General features: G+C 38.6%; 19 protein-coding genes and 1 tRNA gene. 9 read left to right on the top strand and 11 right to left on the bottom strand.

Going from position 1 to position 21,874, the window contains the following annotated elements; genetic code table 11:
- Positions 1-200: 200 nt before the first annotated feature.
- The 4 genes from NL42_RS05545 to efp form a co-directional block, all read right to left on the bottom strand.
- Positions 201-277 (bottom strand) — tRNA-Val (locus tag NL42_RS05545).
- Positions 278-444: 167 nt separating this feature from the next.
- Complete coding sequence (locus NL42_RS05540; protein WP_461312039.1) at positions 445-750, bottom strand: YbdD/YjiX family protein; 306 nt, start codon at positions 748-750, stop codon at positions 445-447.
- On the bottom strand, positions 750-2,846 hold the full coding sequence (locus NL42_RS05535) for a carbon starvation CstA family protein (protein WP_461312038.1): 2,097 nt from the start codon (positions 2,844-2,846) through the stop codon (positions 750-752). The genes NL42_RS05540 and NL42_RS05535 overlap by 1 nt, the downstream gene beginning before the upstream one ends.
- 164 nt (positions 2,847-3,010) lie before the next feature.
- A complete protein-coding gene (gene efp / locus NL42_RS05530; RefSeq protein WP_004643557.1) occupies positions 3,011-3,580 on the bottom strand; it encodes an elongation factor P in 570 nt (189 codons plus the stop codon).
- A 73-nt stretch (positions 3,581-3,653) separates the two neighbouring features.
- Between efp and epmB the strand changes: the two genes are divergently transcribed.
- The 3 genes from epmB to NL42_RS05515 are packed head-to-tail and all read left to right on the top strand — an operon-like array spanning position 3,654 to position 8,539.
- Positions 3,654-4,670 (top strand): EF-P beta-lysylation protein EpmB, encoded by a 1,017-nt coding sequence (epmB, locus tag NL42_RS05525; protein ID WP_016137467.1) that lies wholly within the window; start codon positions 3,654-3,656, stop codon positions 4,668-4,670.
- A gap of 15 nt (positions 4,671-4,685) precedes the next feature.
- Positions 4,686-6,431 (top strand): GTPase, encoded by a 1,746-nt coding sequence (locus NL42_RS05520; RefSeq protein WP_461312040.1) that lies wholly within the window; start codon positions 4,686-4,688, stop codon positions 6,429-6,431.
- On the top strand, positions 6,428-8,539 hold the full coding sequence (locus NL42_RS05515; protein WP_461312037.1) for an EAL domain-containing protein: 2,112 nt from the start codon (positions 6,428-6,430) through the stop codon (positions 8,537-8,539). Before NL42_RS05520 ends, NL42_RS05515 begins: the two co-directional genes overlap by 4 nt.
- Before the next feature lie 63 nt (positions 8,540-8,602).
- Here the strand turns inward: NL42_RS05515 and rpmE are convergent, their stop codons facing one another.
- The 4 genes from rpmE to NL42_RS05495 all read right to left on the bottom strand — a co-directional run bounded on the left by rpmE (position 8,603) and on the right by NL42_RS05495 (position 12,716).
- On the bottom strand, positions 8,603-8,827 hold the full coding sequence (gene rpmE, locus NL42_RS05510) for a 50S ribosomal protein L31 (protein WP_016137464.1): 225 nt from the start codon (positions 8,825-8,827) through the stop codon (positions 8,603-8,605).
- 193 nt (positions 8,828-9,020) lie between these two features.
- Positions 9,021-9,992 (bottom strand): bile acid:sodium symporter family protein, encoded by a 972-nt coding sequence (locus NL42_RS05505; protein ID WP_461312036.1) that lies wholly within the window; start codon positions 9,990-9,992, stop codon positions 9,021-9,023.
- Positions 9,993-10,125: 133 nt separating this feature from the next.
- The gene (gene gloA / locus NL42_RS05500; protein WP_461312035.1) at positions 10,126-10,527 is read right to left on the bottom strand and encodes a lactoylglutathione lyase; all 402 of its coding nucleotides are present in this window, start codon (positions 10,525-10,527) and stop codon (positions 10,126-10,128) included.
- Between the two features lie 2 nt (positions 10,528-10,529).
- Positions 10,530-12,716: an AmpG family muropeptide MFS transporter gene (locus NL42_RS05495; RefSeq protein ID WP_461312034.1), complete on the bottom strand. Its 2,187-nt coding sequence runs from the start codon at positions 12,714-12,716 to the stop codon at positions 10,530-10,532.
- 165 nt (positions 12,717-12,881) lie between these two features.
- On the opposite strand from NL42_RS05495, the gene NL42_RS05490 reads away from it, so the two are divergent.
- The gene (locus tag NL42_RS05490) at positions 12,882-15,500 is read left to right on the top strand and encodes a Lon protease family protein (protein ID WP_461312033.1); all 2,619 of its coding nucleotides are present in this window, start codon (positions 12,882-12,884) and stop codon (positions 15,498-15,500) included.
- 52 nt (positions 15,501-15,552) lie between these two features.
- Here the strand turns inward: NL42_RS05490 and NL42_RS05485 are convergent, their stop codons facing one another.
- The 3 genes from NL42_RS05485 to surE form a co-directional block, all read right to left on the bottom strand.
- Positions 15,553-16,482 carry a LysR family transcriptional regulator gene (locus NL42_RS05485; protein WP_461312032.1) on the bottom strand — a complete coding sequence of 310 codons (930 nt, stop codon included), beginning with the start codon at positions 16,480-16,482 and terminating at the stop codon, positions 15,553-15,555.
- Between the two features lie 101 nt (positions 16,483-16,583).
- Positions 16,584-17,396: a peptidoglycan DD-metalloendopeptidase family protein gene (locus NL42_RS05480; protein WP_461312031.1), complete on the bottom strand. Its 813-nt coding sequence runs from the start codon at positions 17,394-17,396 to the stop codon at positions 16,584-16,586.
- A gap of 111 nt (positions 17,397-17,507) precedes the next feature.
- On the bottom strand, positions 17,508-18,278 hold the full coding sequence (surE, locus tag NL42_RS05475) for a 5'/3'-nucleotidase SurE (protein ID WP_446089848.1): 771 nt from the start codon (positions 18,276-18,278) through the stop codon (positions 17,508-17,510).
- A 101-nt stretch (positions 18,279-18,379) separates the two neighbouring features.
- On the opposite strand from surE, the gene NL42_RS05470 reads away from it, so the two are divergent.
- The 5 genes from NL42_RS05470 to NL42_RS05450 all read left to right on the top strand — a co-directional run bounded on the left by NL42_RS05470 (position 18,380) and on the right by NL42_RS05450 (position 21,872).
- Complete coding sequence (locus tag NL42_RS05470) at positions 18,380-18,751, top strand: MCR_0457 family protein (RefSeq protein WP_016137456.1); 372 nt, start codon at positions 18,380-18,382, stop codon at positions 18,749-18,751.
- Positions 18,752-18,899: 148 nt separating this feature from the next.
- Complete coding sequence (locus NL42_RS05465; RefSeq protein ID WP_111854424.1) at positions 18,900-19,322, top strand: MCR_0457 family protein; 423 nt, start codon at positions 18,900-18,902, stop codon at positions 19,320-19,322.
- A gap of 126 nt (positions 19,323-19,448) precedes the next feature.
- Complete coding sequence (gene dacC, locus NL42_RS05460; RefSeq protein WP_446089846.1) at positions 19,449-20,597, top strand: D-alanyl-D-alanine carboxypeptidase PBP5/6; 1,149 nt, start codon at positions 19,449-19,451, stop codon at positions 20,595-20,597.
- Between the two features lie 90 nt (positions 20,598-20,687).
- The gene (locus NL42_RS05455; RefSeq protein WP_009393468.1) at positions 20,688-21,239 is read left to right on the top strand and encodes a gamma carbonic anhydrase family protein; all 552 of its coding nucleotides are present in this window, start codon (positions 20,688-20,690) and stop codon (positions 21,237-21,239) included.
- Between the two features lie 144 nt (positions 21,240-21,383).
- Positions 21,384-21,872: an NUDIX hydrolase gene (locus NL42_RS05450; protein WP_016137452.1), complete on the top strand. Its 489-nt coding sequence runs from the start codon at positions 21,384-21,386 to the stop codon at positions 21,870-21,872.
- The last annotated feature ends 2 nt before the right edge of the window (positions 21,873-21,874 follow it).

The following is a 21,874-nucleotide window of genomic DNA, read 5'->3' as shown; positions in this document are numbered from 1 at the left end:
AAAAACCAGAATGAAATAATAAAGCCCTCTAAAGGGCTTTATATTAACGATTACGTCTCGCAGTTGTATTCTCAGTCAAGGAACGACTAATAATCTAATAATCGAGTTTGGATTATCAATTCTGCCAAATATAAATGAAGAAAACAGGCATAAAAAAAGGTTTACATGTTATTAAAACGATGTAAACCCTTTATAAATCTTGGTAGGTATATCCAGACTCGAACTGGAGACCTCTACGATGTCAACGTAGCGCTCTAACCAACTGAGCTATACACCTAGAATGGAAAGCATAATATTCATTTTTCAAAAGCAAAACAAGTGATTTTCAATTGAAAAAAATACAAATGAGCAGACTTTAAGCAACCTTTTTTCATTTCCAAAAAAAGAAAAACGGTACATGCTTTAACCACATACCGTTTTGTTTAGCTGAATTTCAAGCTCAACTTAACAAGGGCATTTCTTTAAAGTACCACCTGCCGATGGATAACGCGCATCGACACAATAACGATAGAAAGTTTTATCATCCATTGGTGTTAAATCAGGATGATGAGCTTTCATATGCTCCAAATAAGTCTGATAATCTGGAACACCAACCATCAGTCGAAAGCTTTGCTGCAAACGCTGCCACAGCGTCGCAATACGCGACCAGTTCTTTGGAGAAAGCAACAGCTCTTTTTGTGAGAGCACCGTCATTTTGATGATTTTCGCAATAATGACAGTTCCATTTTTTGCAAATTTAAAATTCATCATTACTCTCCTCGTGGAGTTACCACTTCCGGATCTGCATATACAGCTGGAGACTCATTTACAGTCGGTGTCGGACTTGCTAAAGCACGGCGTACAATACCAATTGAAGCAATAATCATGACAATCGAAACAATCATGAAGAAGCCACAAAGCGCAGCATTAATCTGATTCGACATTACAATGTTTTGCATCTCAGCAATGGTTTTAGCTGGTTTAAGAATTTCACCACGAGCGATTGCATCAGAGAATTTATGTGCTTGTGCCAAGAAACCAATCTTTGGATTTTCGTGGAAAATCTTTTGCCAGCCCGCTGTCATACAGGTCACGAACAAGAAAATTGTTGGGATGATTGTTACCCAAACATATTTTTCTTTTTTCATTTTAAACAGAATGACTGTACCCAAAATAAGGGCCATTGAAGCCAACATTTGGTTACCAACACCAAATAAAGGCCATAAAGAGTTAACACCGCCGAGTGGATCAATCACGCCTTGATAGACGAAGAAACCCCATCCACCTACCGCAACAGCCGTACCGACCAAGTTACCAAAGAATGAACCTGATGCTTTAACCACAGGAATAACAATACCAACCGTATCTTGCACCATGAAGCGACAAGCACGTGTACCCGCATCTACAGCAGTTAAGATGAATAATGCTTCAAACAAAATGGCAAAGTGATACCAGAAAGCCATCATTGAACGGCTATTGAAAATTTCCGAAATGATATGTGCCATACCAATAGCAAAGGTAGGCGCACCACCTGTACGCGATAAAATCGAAGTTTCTCCGACTTCCTGTGCCAACAGCGTTAACATTTCAGGAGTAACCACAAACCCTAAATTACGAACAGCTTCTGCCGCCGTTTCTACAGTTGTACCCAATACAGCCGCAGGCGCATTAATTGCAAAGTACACGCCTGGGTCTAAGACAGTTGCACAGATCATCGCCATGATACCGACGAAAGATTCCATGAGCATGCCGCCATAACCAATCACGCGAATATCAGCTTCGTTATCAATGAGCTTTGGTGTGGTTCCACTCGATACAAGCGCATGGAAACCAGAGATGGCACCACAAGCAATGGTAATAAATAGGAATGGGAATAAGCTACCTGAGAAAACAGGGCCAGTTCCATCAATAAAATGAGTCACTGCTGGCATTTTCAATTCAGGTAATGCAATTAAAATACCGACTGCTAAACCGAGAATGACACCAATTTTAAGGAATGTTGATAGATAATCACGTGGTGCTAACAATAACCAGACAGGTAAGACTGAGGCGATAAATCCATAAATGATTAAGCACCATGTAAGCTGTGTTCCTGTTAAAGTGAAAAATTCACCCCAATAAGGATCTGCTGCAACATGTCCACCGTAAACAATGGCAAGCATCATTAAGACGAAGCCAATAATCGAAACTTCAGCAATACGTCCCGGGCGAATAAATCGCATGTAAACGCCCATAAATAATGCAATTGGAATAGTGGCTGCAATCGTAAACACACCCCATGGACTATGGGCAAGTGCTTTAACCACAACTAAAGCCAATACCGCAAGGATAATAATCATTACCCCAAGCGCACCAAGCATTACAACAATACCGGCAAAAGAACCCAGTTCTTGTTTTGCCATTTCACCAAGCGAACGACCGTCTCGACGCGTTGAAATAAATAAAACTAAAAAGTCTTGTACTGCACCCGCGACAACCACACCGACCAGTAGCCAGAGCGTTCCAGGTAAAAAGCCCATTTGTGCAGCCAAAATTGGCCCGACTAATGGCCCCGCTCCTGCAATTGCCGCAAAGTGGTGACCAAAAAGTACATATTTATTGGTGGGAACATAATCCAGACCATCGGCTAAACGATGTGCTGGGGTTAAACGTCTTGGGTTTAATTCAAATACTTTAGTTGCAATAAATAGACTATAAAATCGATATGCGATGCTATATACACATGCTGCAGCCAGTACAAGCCAAACCGCATTAACATGTTCACCACGACTGAGTGCCAGCATCCCAAAAGAAATTGCACCTATAATTGCCACTAGGCTCCAGACCAGCTTGGAGGGAAGCGTAGATTTCGCTTGCATTGTGTCCATTCTTAACCTCTCAATAAATAACTACAGCATTTTTATATTGTTATGTACTGTTCTATCAAATCCTTGTGACTGTACTCCTCCTTTAATTTTTTTCCTCTTATACTTTCGCATAAAAAAAGGGATGATTTACATCATCCCTTCGATAATAGTTTATTTTTTAACTATTATGCACGCTCTAAATAATCGCCAGTACGAGTATCTACACGAACGCTATCTTCTTGCTGAACAAATAACGGAACACGAACAACCGCACCTGTTTCAAGCTTAGCTGGTTTACCGCCACCGCCAGATGTATCACCGCGTACACCCGGATCAGTTTCAACAATTTTTAATACTACGAAGTTCGGTGCGCTTACAGTTAAAGGCACGCCATTGAACAACATAATAGTACATTTTTCATTTGAATCGTCTTTTAACCATTTAGCTGCATCGCCCATTGCAGTTTTGTCTGCAGCGATTTGCTCAAAAGTTACAGGATCCATAAAGTTCCAAAGCTCGCCATCATTGTATAAGTAGTCCATTTCTACTTCTACGATGTCAGCAGCTTCTACAGTATCGCCAGACTTAAAAGTTTTTTCTAAAACTTTACCAGTTCTAAGGTTACGTAATTTTACGCGGTTGAACGCTTGACCTTTACCTGGTTTTACGTATTCATTTTCCATGATTGAACATGGGTTACTGTCAAGCATGACCTTAAGGCCCGGCTTGAAATCATTTGTAGAATAATTGGCCATGACTGGCACACTCCAAACTTAACAAGTCAACTATGCGATATAATGCGTGCTTGCATTATCTTAATCGTGTCAAATGATAAACTATTTATACCAAGAGCAAAACTGGCAATCGCAACTGAGTGACCTTATTACTGATCCGTCGGAGTTGCTCAACCTACTCGAGTTATCCACCGATCAGCTATTATCAGGTGCGATTCTGGCTTCTGAACAGTTTAAATTGCGTGTTCCTCGCGCGTTCGTCGGAAAAATGAACGCTAAAGACCCGTTTGACCCGCTTTTGCTACAGGTTTTACCCCATCATTTAGAACTCGAAGAACATCCTGAATTTGTAACTGACCCTTTGGGCGAAGAAGCCGCAAATCAATTACCCGGTGTATTACATAAATATAAATCACGCTTTTTACTGACTTTGACGGGTGCTTGTGCCGTACATTGCCGTTATTGTTTCCGTCGTCATTTTCCCTATCAAGAAAATTTACCGAAAAATGATGATTGGCTAAATATTAAAAATTACATTGAAGCGAATCCGCACATTAATGAAATCATTTTAAGTGGTGGAGACCCCCTTACGCTTTCTAACCGTAAATTAGCACTTTGGCTAGAACGTTTATCATCTCTCAAACAAATTAAGATTCTGAGAATTCATTCACGAGTTCCAATTGTGATTCCAAACCGGATCGACGAAGAGCTGATTTCTTTATTAAAAAACAGTAGGCTGCGTATTATTCTGGTGGTACACTCAAACCACGCTTCTGAACTCGATGACTTTACCTGTTCAAAATTGTTGCAGTTATCTGCCGAGCACATTACTGTACTTAATCAGGCAGTATTGCTTAAAGGTGTTAATGATTCTGCACAGACATTAATTGATTTAAGTTATCGTTTATTTGAAGCTCGCGTTATGCCTTATTACTTACATGTTTTAGATAAAGTAAAAGGTGCACAACATTTTGATTTAATACCATCTGAGATAGATGATATATATCGTGATGTGTTAGCGAACCTACCGGGGTATTTGGTTCCTAAACTCGTCAGGGAAATTGCGGGCGAAAAGAATAAAACACCGCTTTTTGGGGCAACAACATTTTGAGTTATATAATAAGTGATGATGAATAATGCACTATCAGACATTTTTCACAATCAAACCGAGCTCACTCGTGAACGGTTAAGCTTTTGTGAAGCCAATATTAAAGATCTTAATGAATGGGTCACTACCCTTTCTATTATGCAACTCGGCGATACGTCAAAAGCATTATTCACCGCCATTTTAGAGCTCAATGAATTAAAATGTAGTGAAACCTTACGTTTTGATCTTATACAAACGCTTCATCCCACCATTAATAACGTTCTTGCAAGTCTAGAAAAAAACTTTTTTAACCAAGGTGTGATTAGTACAGACCGTAACGAACATATTATTGAGTTGGCGATGTTGCTACGTTGCTATTTCGCCAGTATTTATTTAAATATTGCACAAAATAGCCATGGGCAATTACAGCATCAAAAGTTTTCTCTATTTGCCTATAAGCAAAAAAAGAATTTGCAAACGGCACGTACCTTATCGACTTTTCATGCGCTACAACAGTTAACGAGTCTCTTATATCAGCAGCATATGCTCTATAGTGAGCCTCTTAAAGGACAATGGTTAGTTGCACATCAGCTTTACGAAACCGCTGTTCAACACAAATATCATCTCATCAATATTAATCATATTCAGGGTGTACATCACCCTCTAGCAAATATTACCCAAGCTTATGCTCAGCTAATTTTGCTCGATATTTTAAATACAAATCAGATTCGCCAGTCAGAAATTCAGGCTTTATTCCAATGTAGTTTTGACTGGGCAAGAATGATTCATATTTTGCCTAAAGATACAGCATTAACGAAATATGTGGTCGACCCAAGTAAAGATCATCCGCCGGTTTATAACACGAAACGCAGCTCTAACTTTAGCCCAAGCATTTTTATAGGCACACAGGCTTTACTTGAGCATGTCACTGCAACCATGCATAAAAATGCGCAATACATTTCCAAGAATGAAAAGTTTTATTTAAGCCCAGCTTTAAAGTTTCATGTTCAGACTATTTTAGGTACTACAGCTCAACGTCGTCATGAACGTTATGAATATAATGCCGAGCTACAAATTTGTTTCGGTTTAAGTACGGCTCATTTCTATCTTGCGAAAGCAAAAAACTTTGAAGAAACACTACAACTGAACAATAACTACAACTTACAAAGTGAATCTAAAGTTTTATCAAATTTAGAGAAAAAAGAACAACAAACGACATCCTATCAACGCTTAAGTCGTGAAAGCAAAACTATTTATCAAACCACTGTTCTCGATATTAGTGTCAATGGATATCGTATTAAATGGTCTGGGGAAGCACCGAAAAACCTAAGAACTGGTGAATATATTTTAGTTAAAGAAACCTTGCATGGACAATGGCGTGGTGGAGTAATCCGCTGGATTAAGCAGTCGACAGAAAAAAGCCTAGAGTTAGGTTTAGAGATTTTGTCACAGGCCATGTTCCCTTGCGCAGTGCATATTCAAGCTGAGCGTCATACACGCAACTATCATCCTGCACTCTTACTACAAACACAAAATCTAGAAGAAATACAAAATACGTTGATTTTACCGGGGTCACAAATTTTTAGAGAGCAACAAACAATTCATTTACGATTGGGGACAGAAGAAATCAAAGTGTATCTACTCAAAGCACAACTCATTACTCAAAGTTTTATTCAATTTCAATTCGAACTTCTGAATGAGCAGCAACAAAATCTGCTTGATCAGTTCATGATGAAAAAGAATAGTAACTCTAGCAGTCAAGATTTATGGGAAGCACTAAAGTGAGAAACTCTTTATTATCTAAAAAGTTAAAACGTACTGAAACACGTTTACTCATTATTGATGACAACCAGCTACGTTATAACCAGATTTTAAATTTATTATTGGGGAATAATTATCAAGTTCATGCTTTATTACTTGATGATCTAAAAAGTTTCGAAAAACAGTTAAATACGCCTTGGGATGCTATTATTTTTGGTCGCGCTTATGACTTAAAAATTGAACAAACCCTCTCCCTTATTCAAGCATCTGAGCAGCCACATTTACCTGTTTTATTATTGCAACCTGAAGATTATCAACCTCAGCAATATCAAGCCTATATTCATAAAGGTATTTATGACGTAGTTCCATTAGAGCCATTAGATTATTTTTATATCACGCTTATTCGGACCTTGTCATATAGTCACTTATTGCAAACCGAGCAACGTCTGACCAATGAACTAGAAACTATTCATTCTCATACACAAACATTGGTCAATAACAGCCATAAAGCAGTTGCCCTCTTTCAAGAAGGCATGCACGTTAAAGCAAATACAGAATATCTCAATCTCTTTGGCTTTAAGCAAGAAGAAGAGATTATTGGCCTGCCCATCTTAGATGTTTTACAACCCAATGATTTAAATATTTTTAAACAACGATTTAAGAAGATTTCATTAGGTCAATTTGATCAGGCGCGTTTTGAAATTCAGAGTCAGCATGCAGCAATTTCAGGTAATAATGCTTTAAAACTTGAATTTATTCCTAGTCAGGAAGAAGACGCCGTACAGTTAACCATTGACTACCAACTGGATTTACAAACACCTGCAAATACTGTTTTTTCTGAAAAGAGTTACGGGACAATTGCACCTTGGCAACAGATTAATCGACAAATATCGACACACCCTGCTCAAGCAAATGCATTGGTTTTATTTAGATTAAATCACTGCCCAGAACGTGTGTTTCAACTAGATTGGCAAACGCCTGGACAATATTTTAATCAGCTGCAAAGTTTTCTGAAAGAACAGGCTCAAATGCCGATTTTCAATCTTGAACTTGGCGCATATCTTGGGGTCTTGCAAGCCGAAAACAGTACAATCCTTAACTCCCAATTGGCTAGTCTGCAAAGTTTGCAAAAAGAGCATTTATTAACGGTTGATGAACTTAATTACTCAGTACAATTCAAACTGAGTTATGCCGAAATTATTGAGCAGTTAAATGAAACTAACTTTGCAAAGCTTATTGATCAAACAAATCAGCAAGTGCTACCTAAGGCAAAGTCAGAAATTGAGTTAACTCCAACAATCGATATTATCTCTTCTGAACCTACCAGCTCTTCTCTATCACTTGATTTAAGCCTTCAACAGGTTGATGCTCCTATGCAGTCACCGCTATTGCAGCAATTAAAGCAACAGCTAGCACGGGGTGAAATTCATTTAAAATATCAGCAGATCTATGATAAGCATGATCAAGAAACCCATAACTATGAAGTGACGAGTGGTTTTATTGCTGATGAACAGTGGCATGATTTAAATGATTTAGTCGCATTAAGAGATGATAGCGAACTTTCTATTCAATTAGACCGTTGGATTTTGGTCGAAGCTTGCAAGCAGCTACATAATTTCATTACGCAGTATCCGAAAGCTAAGCTGATTATTAACTTGAATATTGATATCTTACTCAAAGATAAATCAGCTCCTGAACTCATTTCGAAATTACTCACCATTATTGGTAGTAAGCAAGAAAGCCCGTTGATTTTACAATTTTCAGAGCAAGCCATTCAACCACACCTTGCAATTGCGCAGCAACTCATAGCCCGCCTACGTCAACACGGTGCAGAAATTTCAATTCGAGATTTCACATCTTCTATTTATAGCGAATCGATATTGCAACAACTTGATGTTCAATATTTAAAATTGCAATCGAAGAAGACAGAGCTATTAAACTCAGATACTGGTTTAGTGCAATTACAAGAAAAGGTTCTGAACTATTTGACTGTAAAACCTGTAGGGATTTTACTTGCCGATCTTAATGATATGAACTTATTTGCTAACGCTTGGAATGTGGAAGCACGTTTCTTACAAGGTCGCTATTTCCAGAAAAGACTTGATCGATTAACAGACGTACAAGACCAATAATGGTCTTGTCGTTCATAAACAAAAAACGGGCATAAAGCCCGTTTTTTGTTTCGTTTTGCAGTATTAACGCTTGATAGTGCGAGACATACCAGAAAAACGTTGTTTGAATTTGTCGATACGACCACCAGTGTCTACATTCTTTTGCTTACCAGTGTAGAATGGGTGGCAAGCTGAACATACGTCAAGGTAGATAGTGTCTTTACCTAAAGCAGAACGAGTTTCGATTACGTTACCGCAAGAACAAGTTGCTACTAATGTTGCATATTTTGGGTGAATATCGGCGCGCATCGTCGATTACTCCTAATTTAGAAAGGCTTAAGCTGCCATCGCAATTGATCACTCTCAACTAAGTTGAGGACAGGCTCAAATGAGCAGATCAACACCACAACAGACCATTCTTTTGGCCCACCGAAACCTCTAGGGTTAGAGCTAAGCACAACAAGTGGACAAGATTATACGTCAAATAATTTTTATTTGCGAATTAATCTTTAGATTTAGCCCAGTAATTTGCAATGATCCCACAAACCATTAATTGGATTTGGTGAAAGATCATAATAGGTAACACAATCATGCCTAAAGGCTGACCAATAAATAAGATTTGCGCCATCGGCACTCCACTTGCCAGCGTCTTTTTTGAGCTACAAAAGAAAACCGTGACTTGATCTGCTCGGTTAAATCCAAAAGCACGAGGTAGATAAAGTGCTAATAGCATAATGATGGTTAAAAGAACTGAACAAGCAACAGTTAGAATAAGTAAGGTTTTCCAGCTCACTTGATGCCAAAGCCCTGCGACCACTGCCCCACTGAATGCGCCATAGACCACCATCAAAATTGAGCCTTGATCGAATGCTTTAACAATACTTGGAACTTTTGCCATATAGGGAAAAATATAAGGACGTAATATTTGCCCTAAAATAAATGGCACTAATAGCAACAATGTAATTTGTATAATTGAAGCAGTCGGATCGAACCCATGCTGGCTTTGGCCTAAAATAAAAAAGCTAACCAACACTGGAGTAATAAACATACCAATTAAATTTGAAAAAGATGCACTACAGACCGCTCCCGCCACATTCCCTTTTGCAACTGATGTGAATGCAATAGAAGATTGAACCGTAGAGGGTAAAAAGCACATAAACAAAAAACCCCAGTACAGCTGCTGACCTAGTAGAGGTAACAGAATCGGCTTAGCCAACAAACCAATTACGGGGAAAACAAAAAAAGTAAATGCGAATACAAGTAAATGCATTTTCCAATGCAAAACGCCTTCGATTACAGCCTCACGAGACAACTTCGCACCATGCAAAAAGAATAAAATTGCAATAGCGACTGTGGTCAGTGTATTGAAATATTGCGCTGCTTGACCACTGACTGGAAAAAATGTTGCTAGTAGTACCATTCCAACTAACAAAACTGTAAATCGATCAAGTGCCAATAACTTCAACATAGCCACATCCTATGATTATTTTAGATAAATAAAAAACCCAGCTGATAAATTGACCATTTGGTCAAGCGTTCATCATACTGGGCTAAAAAAATAAAGCTAGACTTTTAAGACCTAAATCTTAAAGCGCCATAGTCAATTTTTAGTTATTTTTGGCATTAGCATCTTGTTGAATCAATTCGACTTTATATCCGTCTGGATCTTCAACAAATGCAATAACGGTAACACCGCCTTTCATTGGGCCCGCTTCACGCACAACTTTGCCACCACGTGCTTTAATTTCTTCACACGCTTTATAGGCATCATCAACACCAATGGCAATATGGCCATAGGCATTACCTAACTCATAACTTGATGTATCCCAGTTATGGGTAAGCTCAAGCACAGTATTGGTTTCTTCATCACCATAACCAACAAATGCCAGTGTAAAACGCCCTTCTTCATAATCACGCTTACGAAGTAACTTCATTCCTAATACTTCGGTATAGAACTTTAAAGATTGTTCTAAATTGCCTACTCGCAACATTGTATGAAGCATTCGCATGTTTATTCACCTGCCTTTTCTGATTCATGTGTTTGATGATCTTTTAGAAGCTTTCCAACCCAAACTACTAAAATCAAGATTGGAATACCAATAAGAGTGGTCATCAAAAAGAACTTTGGATAGCCAATATTACTCACTATGGTACCTGAATATCCACCCAAAAGTTTTGGTGTGAGCGTCATGAGTGAACTAAAGATCGCATATTGAACAGCTGTAAATGAAACACTCGTTAAACTTGAAAGGAAGGCAATAAATGCTGCACCAGCCAAGCCAGAAGCTAAGTTGTCGACAATAATGGCAAAATAAAGCCATAAAGAACTATATGGTTTAATTACCTTACCACTGATTTCAACTGGCTGGCCTGAAAGAGGATCGATGTAAGGGAGTGGCTCAATATTCACATCTAATTCACTTGTCGCTTTTAGATTTGTACTCACCGCATATGGATGAGATGCAGAAAGTATTTTATGTTCGCCTTCTACTAGAGCTACATCAAGCTTTTTACTGGTCGATGCCACTAATTTTTTCGCATCAATTGCTGCACTAAAAACACCTTTTTGGTCAGTCATTTTTGCATCAAAATTTTGCCCATCAAGACTAATTATAATTTTTTGTGCAGAAGTTAAAGCTTGTCCAAAGTATTGGCCACGAATGACAACACTTCCCTCTCCCTCTTTTAATGAAACCTGATCATTTCCCATGACAGGTAAAATTTGTAGAGGTGATTTTGCCAATTCAGTAGTGAGTAACGGCTGAGTACGTACTACTGGCGGCACAGTATTTTGTGCAGCATAAGCAGCCTTTACTTCAACTTGTTTTGTTCCGCTAAAAGCAGAACTTGGAACTTCTAATTTCCATAAACCCACTTCATCTGGTTTAACCTGATAGCTTTGACTGCCAACTTTTACATCAACCATATCTAATGGCTGACCAGATTTTACGAGCCCAATGAAAATTAAATTTGTAGAACTTGCTAAAACAGCACCCACAAACATAAGCTTCATAATGTTTATGCGCTGTGCTAAAAGTCCGCCTAAGAACCCACCAACTAGACTAAATAAAACACCATAGATTTTGACTGCTTCGGCAATTTCTTCTTTACTAAAGTTCAGATCTTGATAAAACACATTGGAAATGACGCCAGCAATAATGTCTGAAATACGGAAGAAACCAATGAGAAGTAATAAGACTAATGCAAGTTTGACACCATAACGTTTAAAGAAATCTAAAATGGGTGCAATCCACGTCTCTTTCGCCATTTGCTGATTAACTACACCAAATTTAACCAGTAAATAACCCACAAAAATGGCACAAGCTGTGGCCGTTAAAAATCTTAAAGCTTCTAGACCAAATAGTGCTGCGTTGTCTTTTATATTTCCAGCTTGTGAGATTGCATCTGTAATTTGTCCAGAATAAATATAGGTAACTACAAATGAAATGACGGCAACAAAAAATACGAACACCAAACGGTAATAATCACTACTCTTATAGTTTTTATAAACGCGATTTACCTGAGGTTCACGAACAAGTAACGTCGTTACAATACCGACTAACATAACCGCTGCCATGGTTAAATAAGTCATTTTCCAAGCTTCGTAAATGTAATTACCTTTAGCAGTCCCTAAATGTGCAGCTAAAAATAATGCCCCCGCTCCAGCCACGATCATTCCGATTCGATAACCAGCATTATAAGTAGATGCCAACACGGTTTGCATTTCTGTTTCTGCTAATTCAATACGGTAAGCATCAATTACAATATCTTGTGTTGCTGCTGAAAAACCAAGCAACACCGCACCTACTGCCATTTGAACCAAATAACTCTGACCTAAGGCAGGATCAGAGAAAGCCATAATACAAATAGCCAAAATGATCAAACATTGGGCAATCAACAACCAAGCACGTCTTCGGCCTAACATTTTAGTTAAAACAGGGACAGGTAACTCATCAATTAAAGGAGCCCAAACGAACTTAAAAGAGTAACCTAGAGCCGCCCAGCTAAAAAAAGTGACTGCACTTTTATCAATACCTGCTTCTCCAAGCCATAAAGAGAGACTAGAGAAAATTAATAAAATTGGAATTCCGGCAGAAAAACCAAGAAACAGCATAATTAATGCACGGCGATCTAAAAATGCTTTAAAAGCCGAGACCCAACCCGAAGCTTGTGTGGTCATTCGTTTTTTATTTTCCATAAATTATAAATGTGCCTATTCAAACTCTTCTTACAATTGCTTTCAAGATTCTTTATGCAAACATTTTGGGTTTGGCGATAAAAACCGCAAGTTTGCTTGATATTTTATGCTAAACCTGTATACCTTTAGGCTTCAAACTTCGTTTTCTTTTGCTGGATATCAACAGTGACACAAAAACTTGATCAAGTGACTATTTCAACTTTATCACTCGCTAAAACAAACACCACAAACGTCACAGTAAATGCATTTCCTTCAGCTTTTGAGAAACCTGATATAAAAATGACCTTAGATAAGACCGTTTTAAAACCTGAACAACTTACACATATCCCAGATTTTGAAAAAATTCCAGCTTCGACAAAACGCATCAAACCTCTTAATAATTTTTTAGGTCAAGATCGTGCAAAAGCATCTGTAGAGGCGGGAATTTCTTTACCCTACTCAGGCTATAACATTTTTGCAGTAGGAACTGCTGGTTTAGGCAAACGTACGATGATTAAGCGTTTGTTACAGCAGCATGCCAAAACAATGCCAACACCTGATGACTGGGTGTATGTTTATAATTTCAAACAAGCACGTCAACCTATTGCCCTACGCTTTCCAGCGGGTCAAGGCACTAAGTTTCAACAGGCACATGAACAAACTTGGCAAATTATTTTAAAACAACTTGAGCGCCGTTTTAGTGCAGAGACTTATCACAACCGTATTGAACGTATCCGTCAGGAAACAGGTGATGTACAACAACAAGCGCTTGTTGAACTGACCAAAGAAGGTGAAGAACTCGATTTAAAACTCATTTCCCGTAATGAGAAACACGGCTTTGTGCCTGTACAAGTCAAAGACGATCAAGTTCAAGAACTTACCCAAACAGATATTGATGCGTTAAATAGTAAACAACGCGCGGAAATTGCTGCCAATATTCGCTATATGGATAAAAAGCTCGATCGCCTTGGTCTACATTTAGGTGATTTAGAAGATGACGCACGTGACAAAGTGTCTGTGTTAAATCGAGATATTGCAACGCAAGTCGTTATGCCAAGAATGGAGCTTATTTTAAATAAATATGGTCAAGTTAAAGGACTCGAAGATTACTTAAAACAATATGCACAAGATATTATTGATAATGTGGAACTGATTTTAGAACAAGATGAAGATGATTATGCTCCATCAATGTTCAATCGTGTTCCTGCACGTTATCAAGCCAATGTGATTGTTGCAAATAAACCAAATAGCGGCGCTCCTGTTATTTTTGAAGACTTTCCAACGCACTATAATTTATTGGGTCATGTTGAACAGCTCACTCATAACGGCACAATTATCACAGATTTCACTTTGATCCGTCCGGGTTCTTTGCATCAAGCCAATGGTGGCTTTTTAATGCTTGAAGCTGAGCAGTTACTAGAGCAACCTTATGCTTGGCAAGGTTTAAAACGCGCGCTTAAATCTGGACAGCTTAGATTATCTTCGCTCGAACACATGCTGACTTTAACAGGTAGCATTTCGATTGAACCAGCTGCAATTCCGCTCGACATTAAAGTTATTTTAATGGCTGAACCTGAAATTTATTATGAAATTTTAGAGGTTGAACCGGAACTTGGTAGTGTCTTTAAAATTCGTGCAGATTTTACCGATACTCTTCAACGCAATGAAACAAATGAACAAGCTTATATGCAGTTGATTGCTGACTATGTACAAGCCGATAAATTATTACCATTTGATCGTAGCGCTTTAGCAGCTTTATTAACTGATTCTAGCCGCCAAGCTGAAGATCAGAGCTCGTTATCATTACATGCCTCTACTCTAGGTGATCTCATCCGAGAAGCACACCACCATGCGTTTAAAGGCGAAGATAAGATCGTCACTGAACAGCATATCAACCTAGCTCTACAACATCGCCAATACCGCTTAGGCTATTTAAGAGAGCTTTACTGGCAAGATCTTTCACGTGGTACACAATTAATCGAAACATCAGGATATCGTTTAGGTCAGATCAATGCCCTCTCCGTGATTCATTACGCAGATGTTGAGTTTGGTTTGCCTTCACGTTTAACGGCGTCTGTTTATCAAGGTGGCGGTGATATTCTTGATATTGAACGTAGTGTAGAACTTGGTGGTTCACTTCATGCTAAGGGCGTGTTGTTGATGTCTAGCTTCTTGAAAGCTCACTTTGGCCGTGAACAGATTTTGCACTTCTCTGCTGCGCTTGCATTTGAACAGAGCTATGGTCAAGTCGATGGTGATAGTGCCACTGTTGCTGAACTGTCAGCGTTGATTTCTGCGATTAGCCAGATCCCAATTGATCAATCATGGGCGATTACCGGCTCTATGAACCAGTTAGGACAAGTTCAGCCAATTGGTGGTGTAAATGCAAAAATTGAAGGCTTTTATGATGCATGTAAATTGCAAGGTCTGACAGGTAAGCAAGGTGTCATTATTCCTCGTCAAAACATGCAGCATTTAATGTTACGTCAAGATGTTATTGATGCTGTTCGCAGCGGTCAATTCCATATCCATGCGATTGATACGATTGATCAAGCACTTGAAATTTTAATGGCTCGCCCAGTCGGTACACTCGATAAAAAGGGTAAATACAGCAAAAATTCAATTTATGCAGCAGTGATGGAACAGCTTGAATATTGGCAAGCCATTGAAGATGGCGCTGAAATTGAAGAAGAGCCAAAAAAGAAGAAGAAAAATAAGAAAAAAATTAAGAAGCATGAAGAACTTACTGCGAACGATCTGCCACAAGAAAATGCAGAAGAAGTTGCCGCATTAAAACAGAAGTAATAAAAAAGGGCCTGTAAACTACAGGCCCTTTTTTACTTTTAGACTTACAAAATTAACGAACGATTTGAATCGCTCGACCACCTGCTAACTGGCTAAAATATTGTTTAAGTGCTTCAACACAACGTTGAATTTTCATTGGCTGCTGTTCATGCTTGGCAACCTCTGCATACAATGTAAACGTTGGTAATTTCCAATCTGGCATAAGTTCAATCAAAGAACCATTTTTTAATTCTTTTTGAGCGTCCAGATATAAAATTCGTGCAATACCATGCCCTTGCTGACATAACGCTTTTGCAACTTGTAAATGATTGCTCTGCAAACGGCTTTGCATTTCAATATTAAGGGTTTCACCTGTTTTTACATGTTGAAAAGTAAAATGGCGTGAGTCATTCATGACATTAATCGACAACAACTCATGATCTTTTAAATCATTAGGATGCACAATTGGACTAGACTGATTTAGATAACTTGGAGAAGCAATCAAAATTTGATCTACAAAAGCCATCGGAATAATAGAGCTACTCTCTTCTACCGGAGTAGAACTCATACGGACTGCAATATCAATGCGCTCTTCAATCAAATCGATATAGCGATGCCCAACTTCGAAATGCACAGATAAACCGCGATGAGCCGACATCCAGTGAGATAATGCAGGAATGAGATGTTGAACTGCTAAATCAGGAGTTGTTGCAATACGCAAATCCCCGATTAAGTCATCCCTCAATTCATTAATTCTGATTTTTCCCCTTTCAGCGGCCGCCAACATCTCTTGACAGCTTGAAAAAAAAGCCTGTCCGGCTTCTGTCAAACTAAGTTTACGAGTGGAGCGATGTAATAGAGTTACATCCATTTCATTCTCAAGCGAGCGAATCTGCTGGCTCACCGCGCTTGTTGTAATACCTAATTCACGTGCCGCACCACTAAATGAACTTTTTTCTACCACACAAGCGAAAACACCCATCGCACGAAGCTGATCTAACATAGGTTTCCTCAAATCTAATTTTAAATTTATAAAAAATGCTTATTGTTGTAATGAAAGCAACCAATTACATTATACGAGGAAACCTAAGTTTTATGCATTAGCTATTTTGGTAAAAGATTTATAGGATTAATCGGTTTTCCATCCAAACGAATCTGGAATTCGAGCATGACTTGAGATGCTCCAGTAGACCCCATTTCGGCAATTTTTTGTCCAGCGGTTATATTATCTCCGCTTTTCACCAACATCTTGCTATTGTGGGCATACGCACTGATGTAACCATCAATATGCTTAATTAAAACCAGATTTCCGTATTCTTTTAAACCATCTGCTGCATAGACGACTTGACCGTCGGCTGCGGCATAAATAGGATCACCCTGATTTCCACCATAACGGATTCCTTTGACATTATTTGCCAAATTAAACCCTTGAATTACTGGTCCGTTAGTCGGTTTTATCCAACGTAAGCTCGAATTTGGTGCAACTGATGCCACTGTAGTATTTGTTGACGGCTGAGTTACTGGAGTAACTGGCTGTGTTGTTGGTAGAGCAATGGTTTGACGCTTAATTTGTTCAGGCTGTGCCATGACTTGCGTAGACACTGTTCTTGGTGAAGAACCTTTCTTCAAACGCAAAGATTGATTGACATAAATACGATATGGCGCAGGAATATCATTCATTTCAGCAATACTGATATAGTCCAGACCATAACGCATTGCAATACCACTTAAAGTATCACCTGAACGAACTGTGTAATAGTTAGGAGCCATTGCATAGCGAGAACTATTATTAATTTGTGGTTTAGAAGCACATCCAGCCATAGCCACGGTAAAACCTACAGCTACAGATAACAGCATAATTTTCATTATTTTGTCTTTTTGGATATTCAGCTTGCTTTGTTGCCCAATTAAATGCATCGATCTCCCTCACTAAATGCTACAAATCATTTCGGCTAAGAGTACCAAAAAAGTAAGAGGAAACACGTTCCTCTTTTTCTTTATTCACAAAGTTATAACATTCGAAGCAGATTATTGACTCAAACTGACCTGTAGTTCTTCTAAAACGGCGTAATTTGTAGCATCCATTTGAATAGGGGTAACACTGACATATCCGTTTGCTACCGCAAAAAAATCCGATTGAATCTGGCTTGAAACACGCTCTGGATCTGTAACCGCCTCTCCTGCCAACCCAATCCAGTAAACTTGACGTCCTCTTGGGTCGACATGGCTGGTAATAGGCTTAGATTGAGCACGACGTCCCTGATAAGTAATTTGTGACCCTTGTAACTGCGGCACATCAGGAATATTGATATTAAAGATATGTCGTGGAGGCAAAGCTGGAAGCCCACTTGCAATAAAATCATGAACCCACTGTGCAGCCTGAGCATAATCTTCTTTATCGTTATAAGCGCGCACATTAGGGCCAGCTAAAGAAACAGCAATTGCGGGTTGCTTCATTAAACGACCTTCAAATGCAGCACCGACTGTTCCAGAATATAAAACATCATCACCTAAGTTTGCACCACTATTGATTCCACTTACGACCAAGTCAAATTCGAAATCAAACAAACCATTCATAGATAAATACACACAATCTGCTGGTGTACCATTCACTGCCCATACATCTTCGGCAATTTGAATTGGGCGTAATGGTCGATCTAATGTCAATGCACTTGAAAAACCACTTCTTTCACTTTCTGGTGCAACCACAACCACACGGCCAAGTGGTTTTAATGCATCAGCTAAAGCCTGTATACCTGGCGCAAAAACACCGTCATCATTCGCAATTAAAATATTCACTAAAATCTTTCTCTACAAATAAACCTAAAGGTTTTCACAATTGAATTATTTGTTGAATTATATATATTTATGCCTCCATAGCATTATAAAATTGTGAAGAAATGAAAACTTTTGCTCCTTTTTTTCAGGTATTGGGGATCAGCATCACATTGTGTACGCAAGCGGTTTTTGCAGATGAGGATATCTCAACACAAGAGGCTGATAGTTTAATTAAAGATGATATTGCTGCAACGCAAGTCTTGCAGGAAATTTGTCCAGCTTTCGTAGGGACAAATAAAAAACTTGAGTCAAACACTCAAAAAATTATTGCGATGTATCTAAACGGCTATTCAGATAAATCAATTACCCTGACTACTCTACAAAATGATGCAGAGTTTAAAACCTTGTTAAATGAAGCACGGCAAAGTGCAAAAGAAATGGATCATCATGAGCAACATGAACTCTGTGAAGAGATCGTCAATTATAAAGAATAAGTTTTTGCTCTTTTAGCGTAGAGATTTATTGAGGTTTTCTGCTTGGTATTAAGCAGAAAACCAACATAACAATACATTTTTTCCATTTTTTTAAAATCTAAATTGGTTAAGCTAACCGCATATTTAAAAATTTTATTTCGGGTTATCGATGTTTATGAAGAAAAGCTTAGTTCAATCGCTCTCTTTGGTTTTACTTATGAGCATGGCAACAGTTGGTTTTGCTGCTGATAAGAAGAAAACAACTGAAAAGAAAACCGAAAATGAAAATGTTGTTGAAGTAACTCCACAGCAAACTATAACTCCTGAAGAATTAGCTGCAATTCAAGTACTTTCTGAAATTTGCCCAAGCCTTATTGGCAAAAAAGATGCTGATTTTGCTCAAGGTTATGAACGTTTAGTAAAAGACTATTTACCAAATGAAGCCGACCCAGTTGCAGCTTTAGAGAAACGTGCTAAAGATAAAAGTTTCAAGAAAGTCTTAAAAGAAGCGCGTAATGATGCAAAAGCTGCTGGTAACGAGCAAAACACATTAGTTTGTCAAGACGTGAAAGCTTATCAATCGCAAAACTAAATTAGTAAAAAACTCTTGAGTTACAATACTGTTTGAAAAAGCCGACTTCCCCCATAGAAGTCGGCTTTGCTTTATCCTAAAATGCTAGGTTCTTCTGCTTCATACAAGATATTGGAATTACCTAGAATGACTCGAAAAAGCGCTATTGCTGCACTCCTCCTCTTACCAAGTTTTTCTTATGCAGCAACTGTCTTATCAGCTCCGCCAGAATTAAATAATAAGTCTTATGTATTAATGGATTATGAGACAGGACAAATTCTCGCTTCTAAAAATGAAAACGAAAAGCTTGCACCTGCTTCAATGACAAAAATGATGACAAGCTACATCATTGAACAAAAATTATTAAAAGGTGAACTGACTGAAAATGAGCAGGTTCGTATGAACGAGTCTGCATGGTGTAAAGGAAGTAGCTCTGAATCATGTATGTATGTCCCTTTAAATGGTACAGCGACTGTTCTAGAAATGCTTCGCGGTATTATTATCCAGTCAGGTAATGATGCATCAAAAGCAATGGCTGAACATATTGCCGGAAATGAAGGCACGTTTGCTCACATGATGAATCAGGAAGCAAAACGTATCGGTATGGTAAATACCCAGTTCATGAACTCAACTGGTTTACCGGCAGAAGGCCATTATTCAACAGCCAAAGATATGGCTGTTTTAGCGCAACATATTATTAAAGACAGCTCAAGATATTACCCAATCTACTCTGAAAAAGAATTTACTTTTAACGGCATTAAACAAGGTAACCGTAATGCCTTGCTTTACACAGACCCAAGCGTAGATGGTTTAAAAACAGGCCATACTGATGAAGCGGGTTACTGCTTAACAACTTCAAGCAAACGTGGTCCGATGCGTCTCATTTCCGTTATTTTCGGAACAGATAGCGTTAATGAACGTGCCAACCAAACACGTACATTATTGTCTTGGGGCTTTGCAAACTTTGAAACTGCAAATATTCAACCAGCCAATCAAGTTCTTGCAAAAGCAAAAGTGTGGTTTGGTAAAGAAGATGAAGTTCAAATTGGTCTAGCTGAAAACTTTAGTGTGACTATGCCTAAAGGCAAAGCTAACGGCATTAAAACGCAGTTAGTTGTTCAACCAAACTTAAATGCACCACTTCAAAAAGGTCAAGTCGTGGGCAAACTTGTTGCTAGTCTTGACGGCAAAGTAATTGCTGAAAAGCCATTAGTTGCATTAAAGCCAGTTGAAGAAGCAGGCTTCTTTGCACGCTTAATCGACCATGTTAAACAATTCTTCAGCAACTTATTCTAATTTTTGAATAGTTGAATTAAGCACTCACGCTATTTAGCCTGAGTGCTTTTTTATTTTATAATCCTTCTAAATTTTATTTTGATACTACTCATGGCAAAGAACATACGTCCTTATCTTGAACACCGTCCTCAAGTTGATACAACATGTTATATCGATGACATGGCCGTTGTAGTTGGTGAAGTCAGCTTAGCCGAAAATGTTTCTGTCTGGCCTTTTGCCGTTATTCGCGGTGACGTAAATAGTATTCAAATTGGTAAAAACAGTAATGTACAAGACCACTGTATGTTGCACGTTAGCCATAAAAATGATGCAAAACCTAATGGCTCACCTCTTATTATTGGTGAAGATGTAACAGTCGGACACCATGTCACTTTGCATGGCTGTACCATCGGCAACCGAGTTTTAATTGGAATCAATACTGTTGTTTTAGATGATGTGATTATTGAAGATGATGTGATGATTGGTGCTGGAAGTTTGGTTCCACCGCGCAAAGTCTTAAAAAGTGGTTATTTGTATGTGGGAAGCCCAGTGCAACAAGTGCGACCACTAACCGAAAAAGAATTAGCATTTCTTCCTTATTCGGCAAGACATTATGTGAAAGTACAAAATAATCATAAAGCGGCTCAAGCAGAGCAAGATTAATTAGCTCTATGAAATATCAGCAATAAAATTCTGATTTTTTAAACGATATGGTTTTGTAGTATTGCTCATATCGTTTAGCAGATCACCGTAGCCAAAAACCCCTAAATTTCGTATCATACGTCTTTTAAATCATGGTGCTTTTTTATGGCCGCATGGACTCCTCATGTCACTGTTGCTACAGTCGTCGAAAAAGACGGACGCTATCTTTTTGTAGAAGAACATAGCGAAGGTTTTGTACACACAGTATTTAACCAACCGGCTGGTCATGTGGAATGTGGTGAGTCATTAACGCAAGCAGCCATTCGAGAAACACTTGAAGAAACAGGTCATCATGTTGAAATTGATGCCTTGCTTGGTATTTATACGTATACCCCGCCCATGTTTCCGGATCGTACCTATTACCGCTTCTGTTTTCTAGCACATGTGACTCAGGTTGAAAATAATCCTCAACTCGATACAGGTATTGTAGCTGCTGTGTGGATGACACCAGATGAGCTTAAAGAATCTGCTCGTGCCCGTAGTCCACTCGTACTAAAAGCAGTTGAAGATGCCATAAAAGGCCACCATTATCCTCTAGCGCTTATTTATGAGCACCCTTTCTCTCCCTCATTAACCTCTCATTTGGATGCCTAGTC

The sequence above is a fragment of the Acinetobacter sp. GN11 genome (assembly GCF_054823985.1).
The sequence above is the reverse complement of the archived record's forward strand: the minus strand, read 5'-3'. Positions and strand labels throughout refer to the sequence as shown.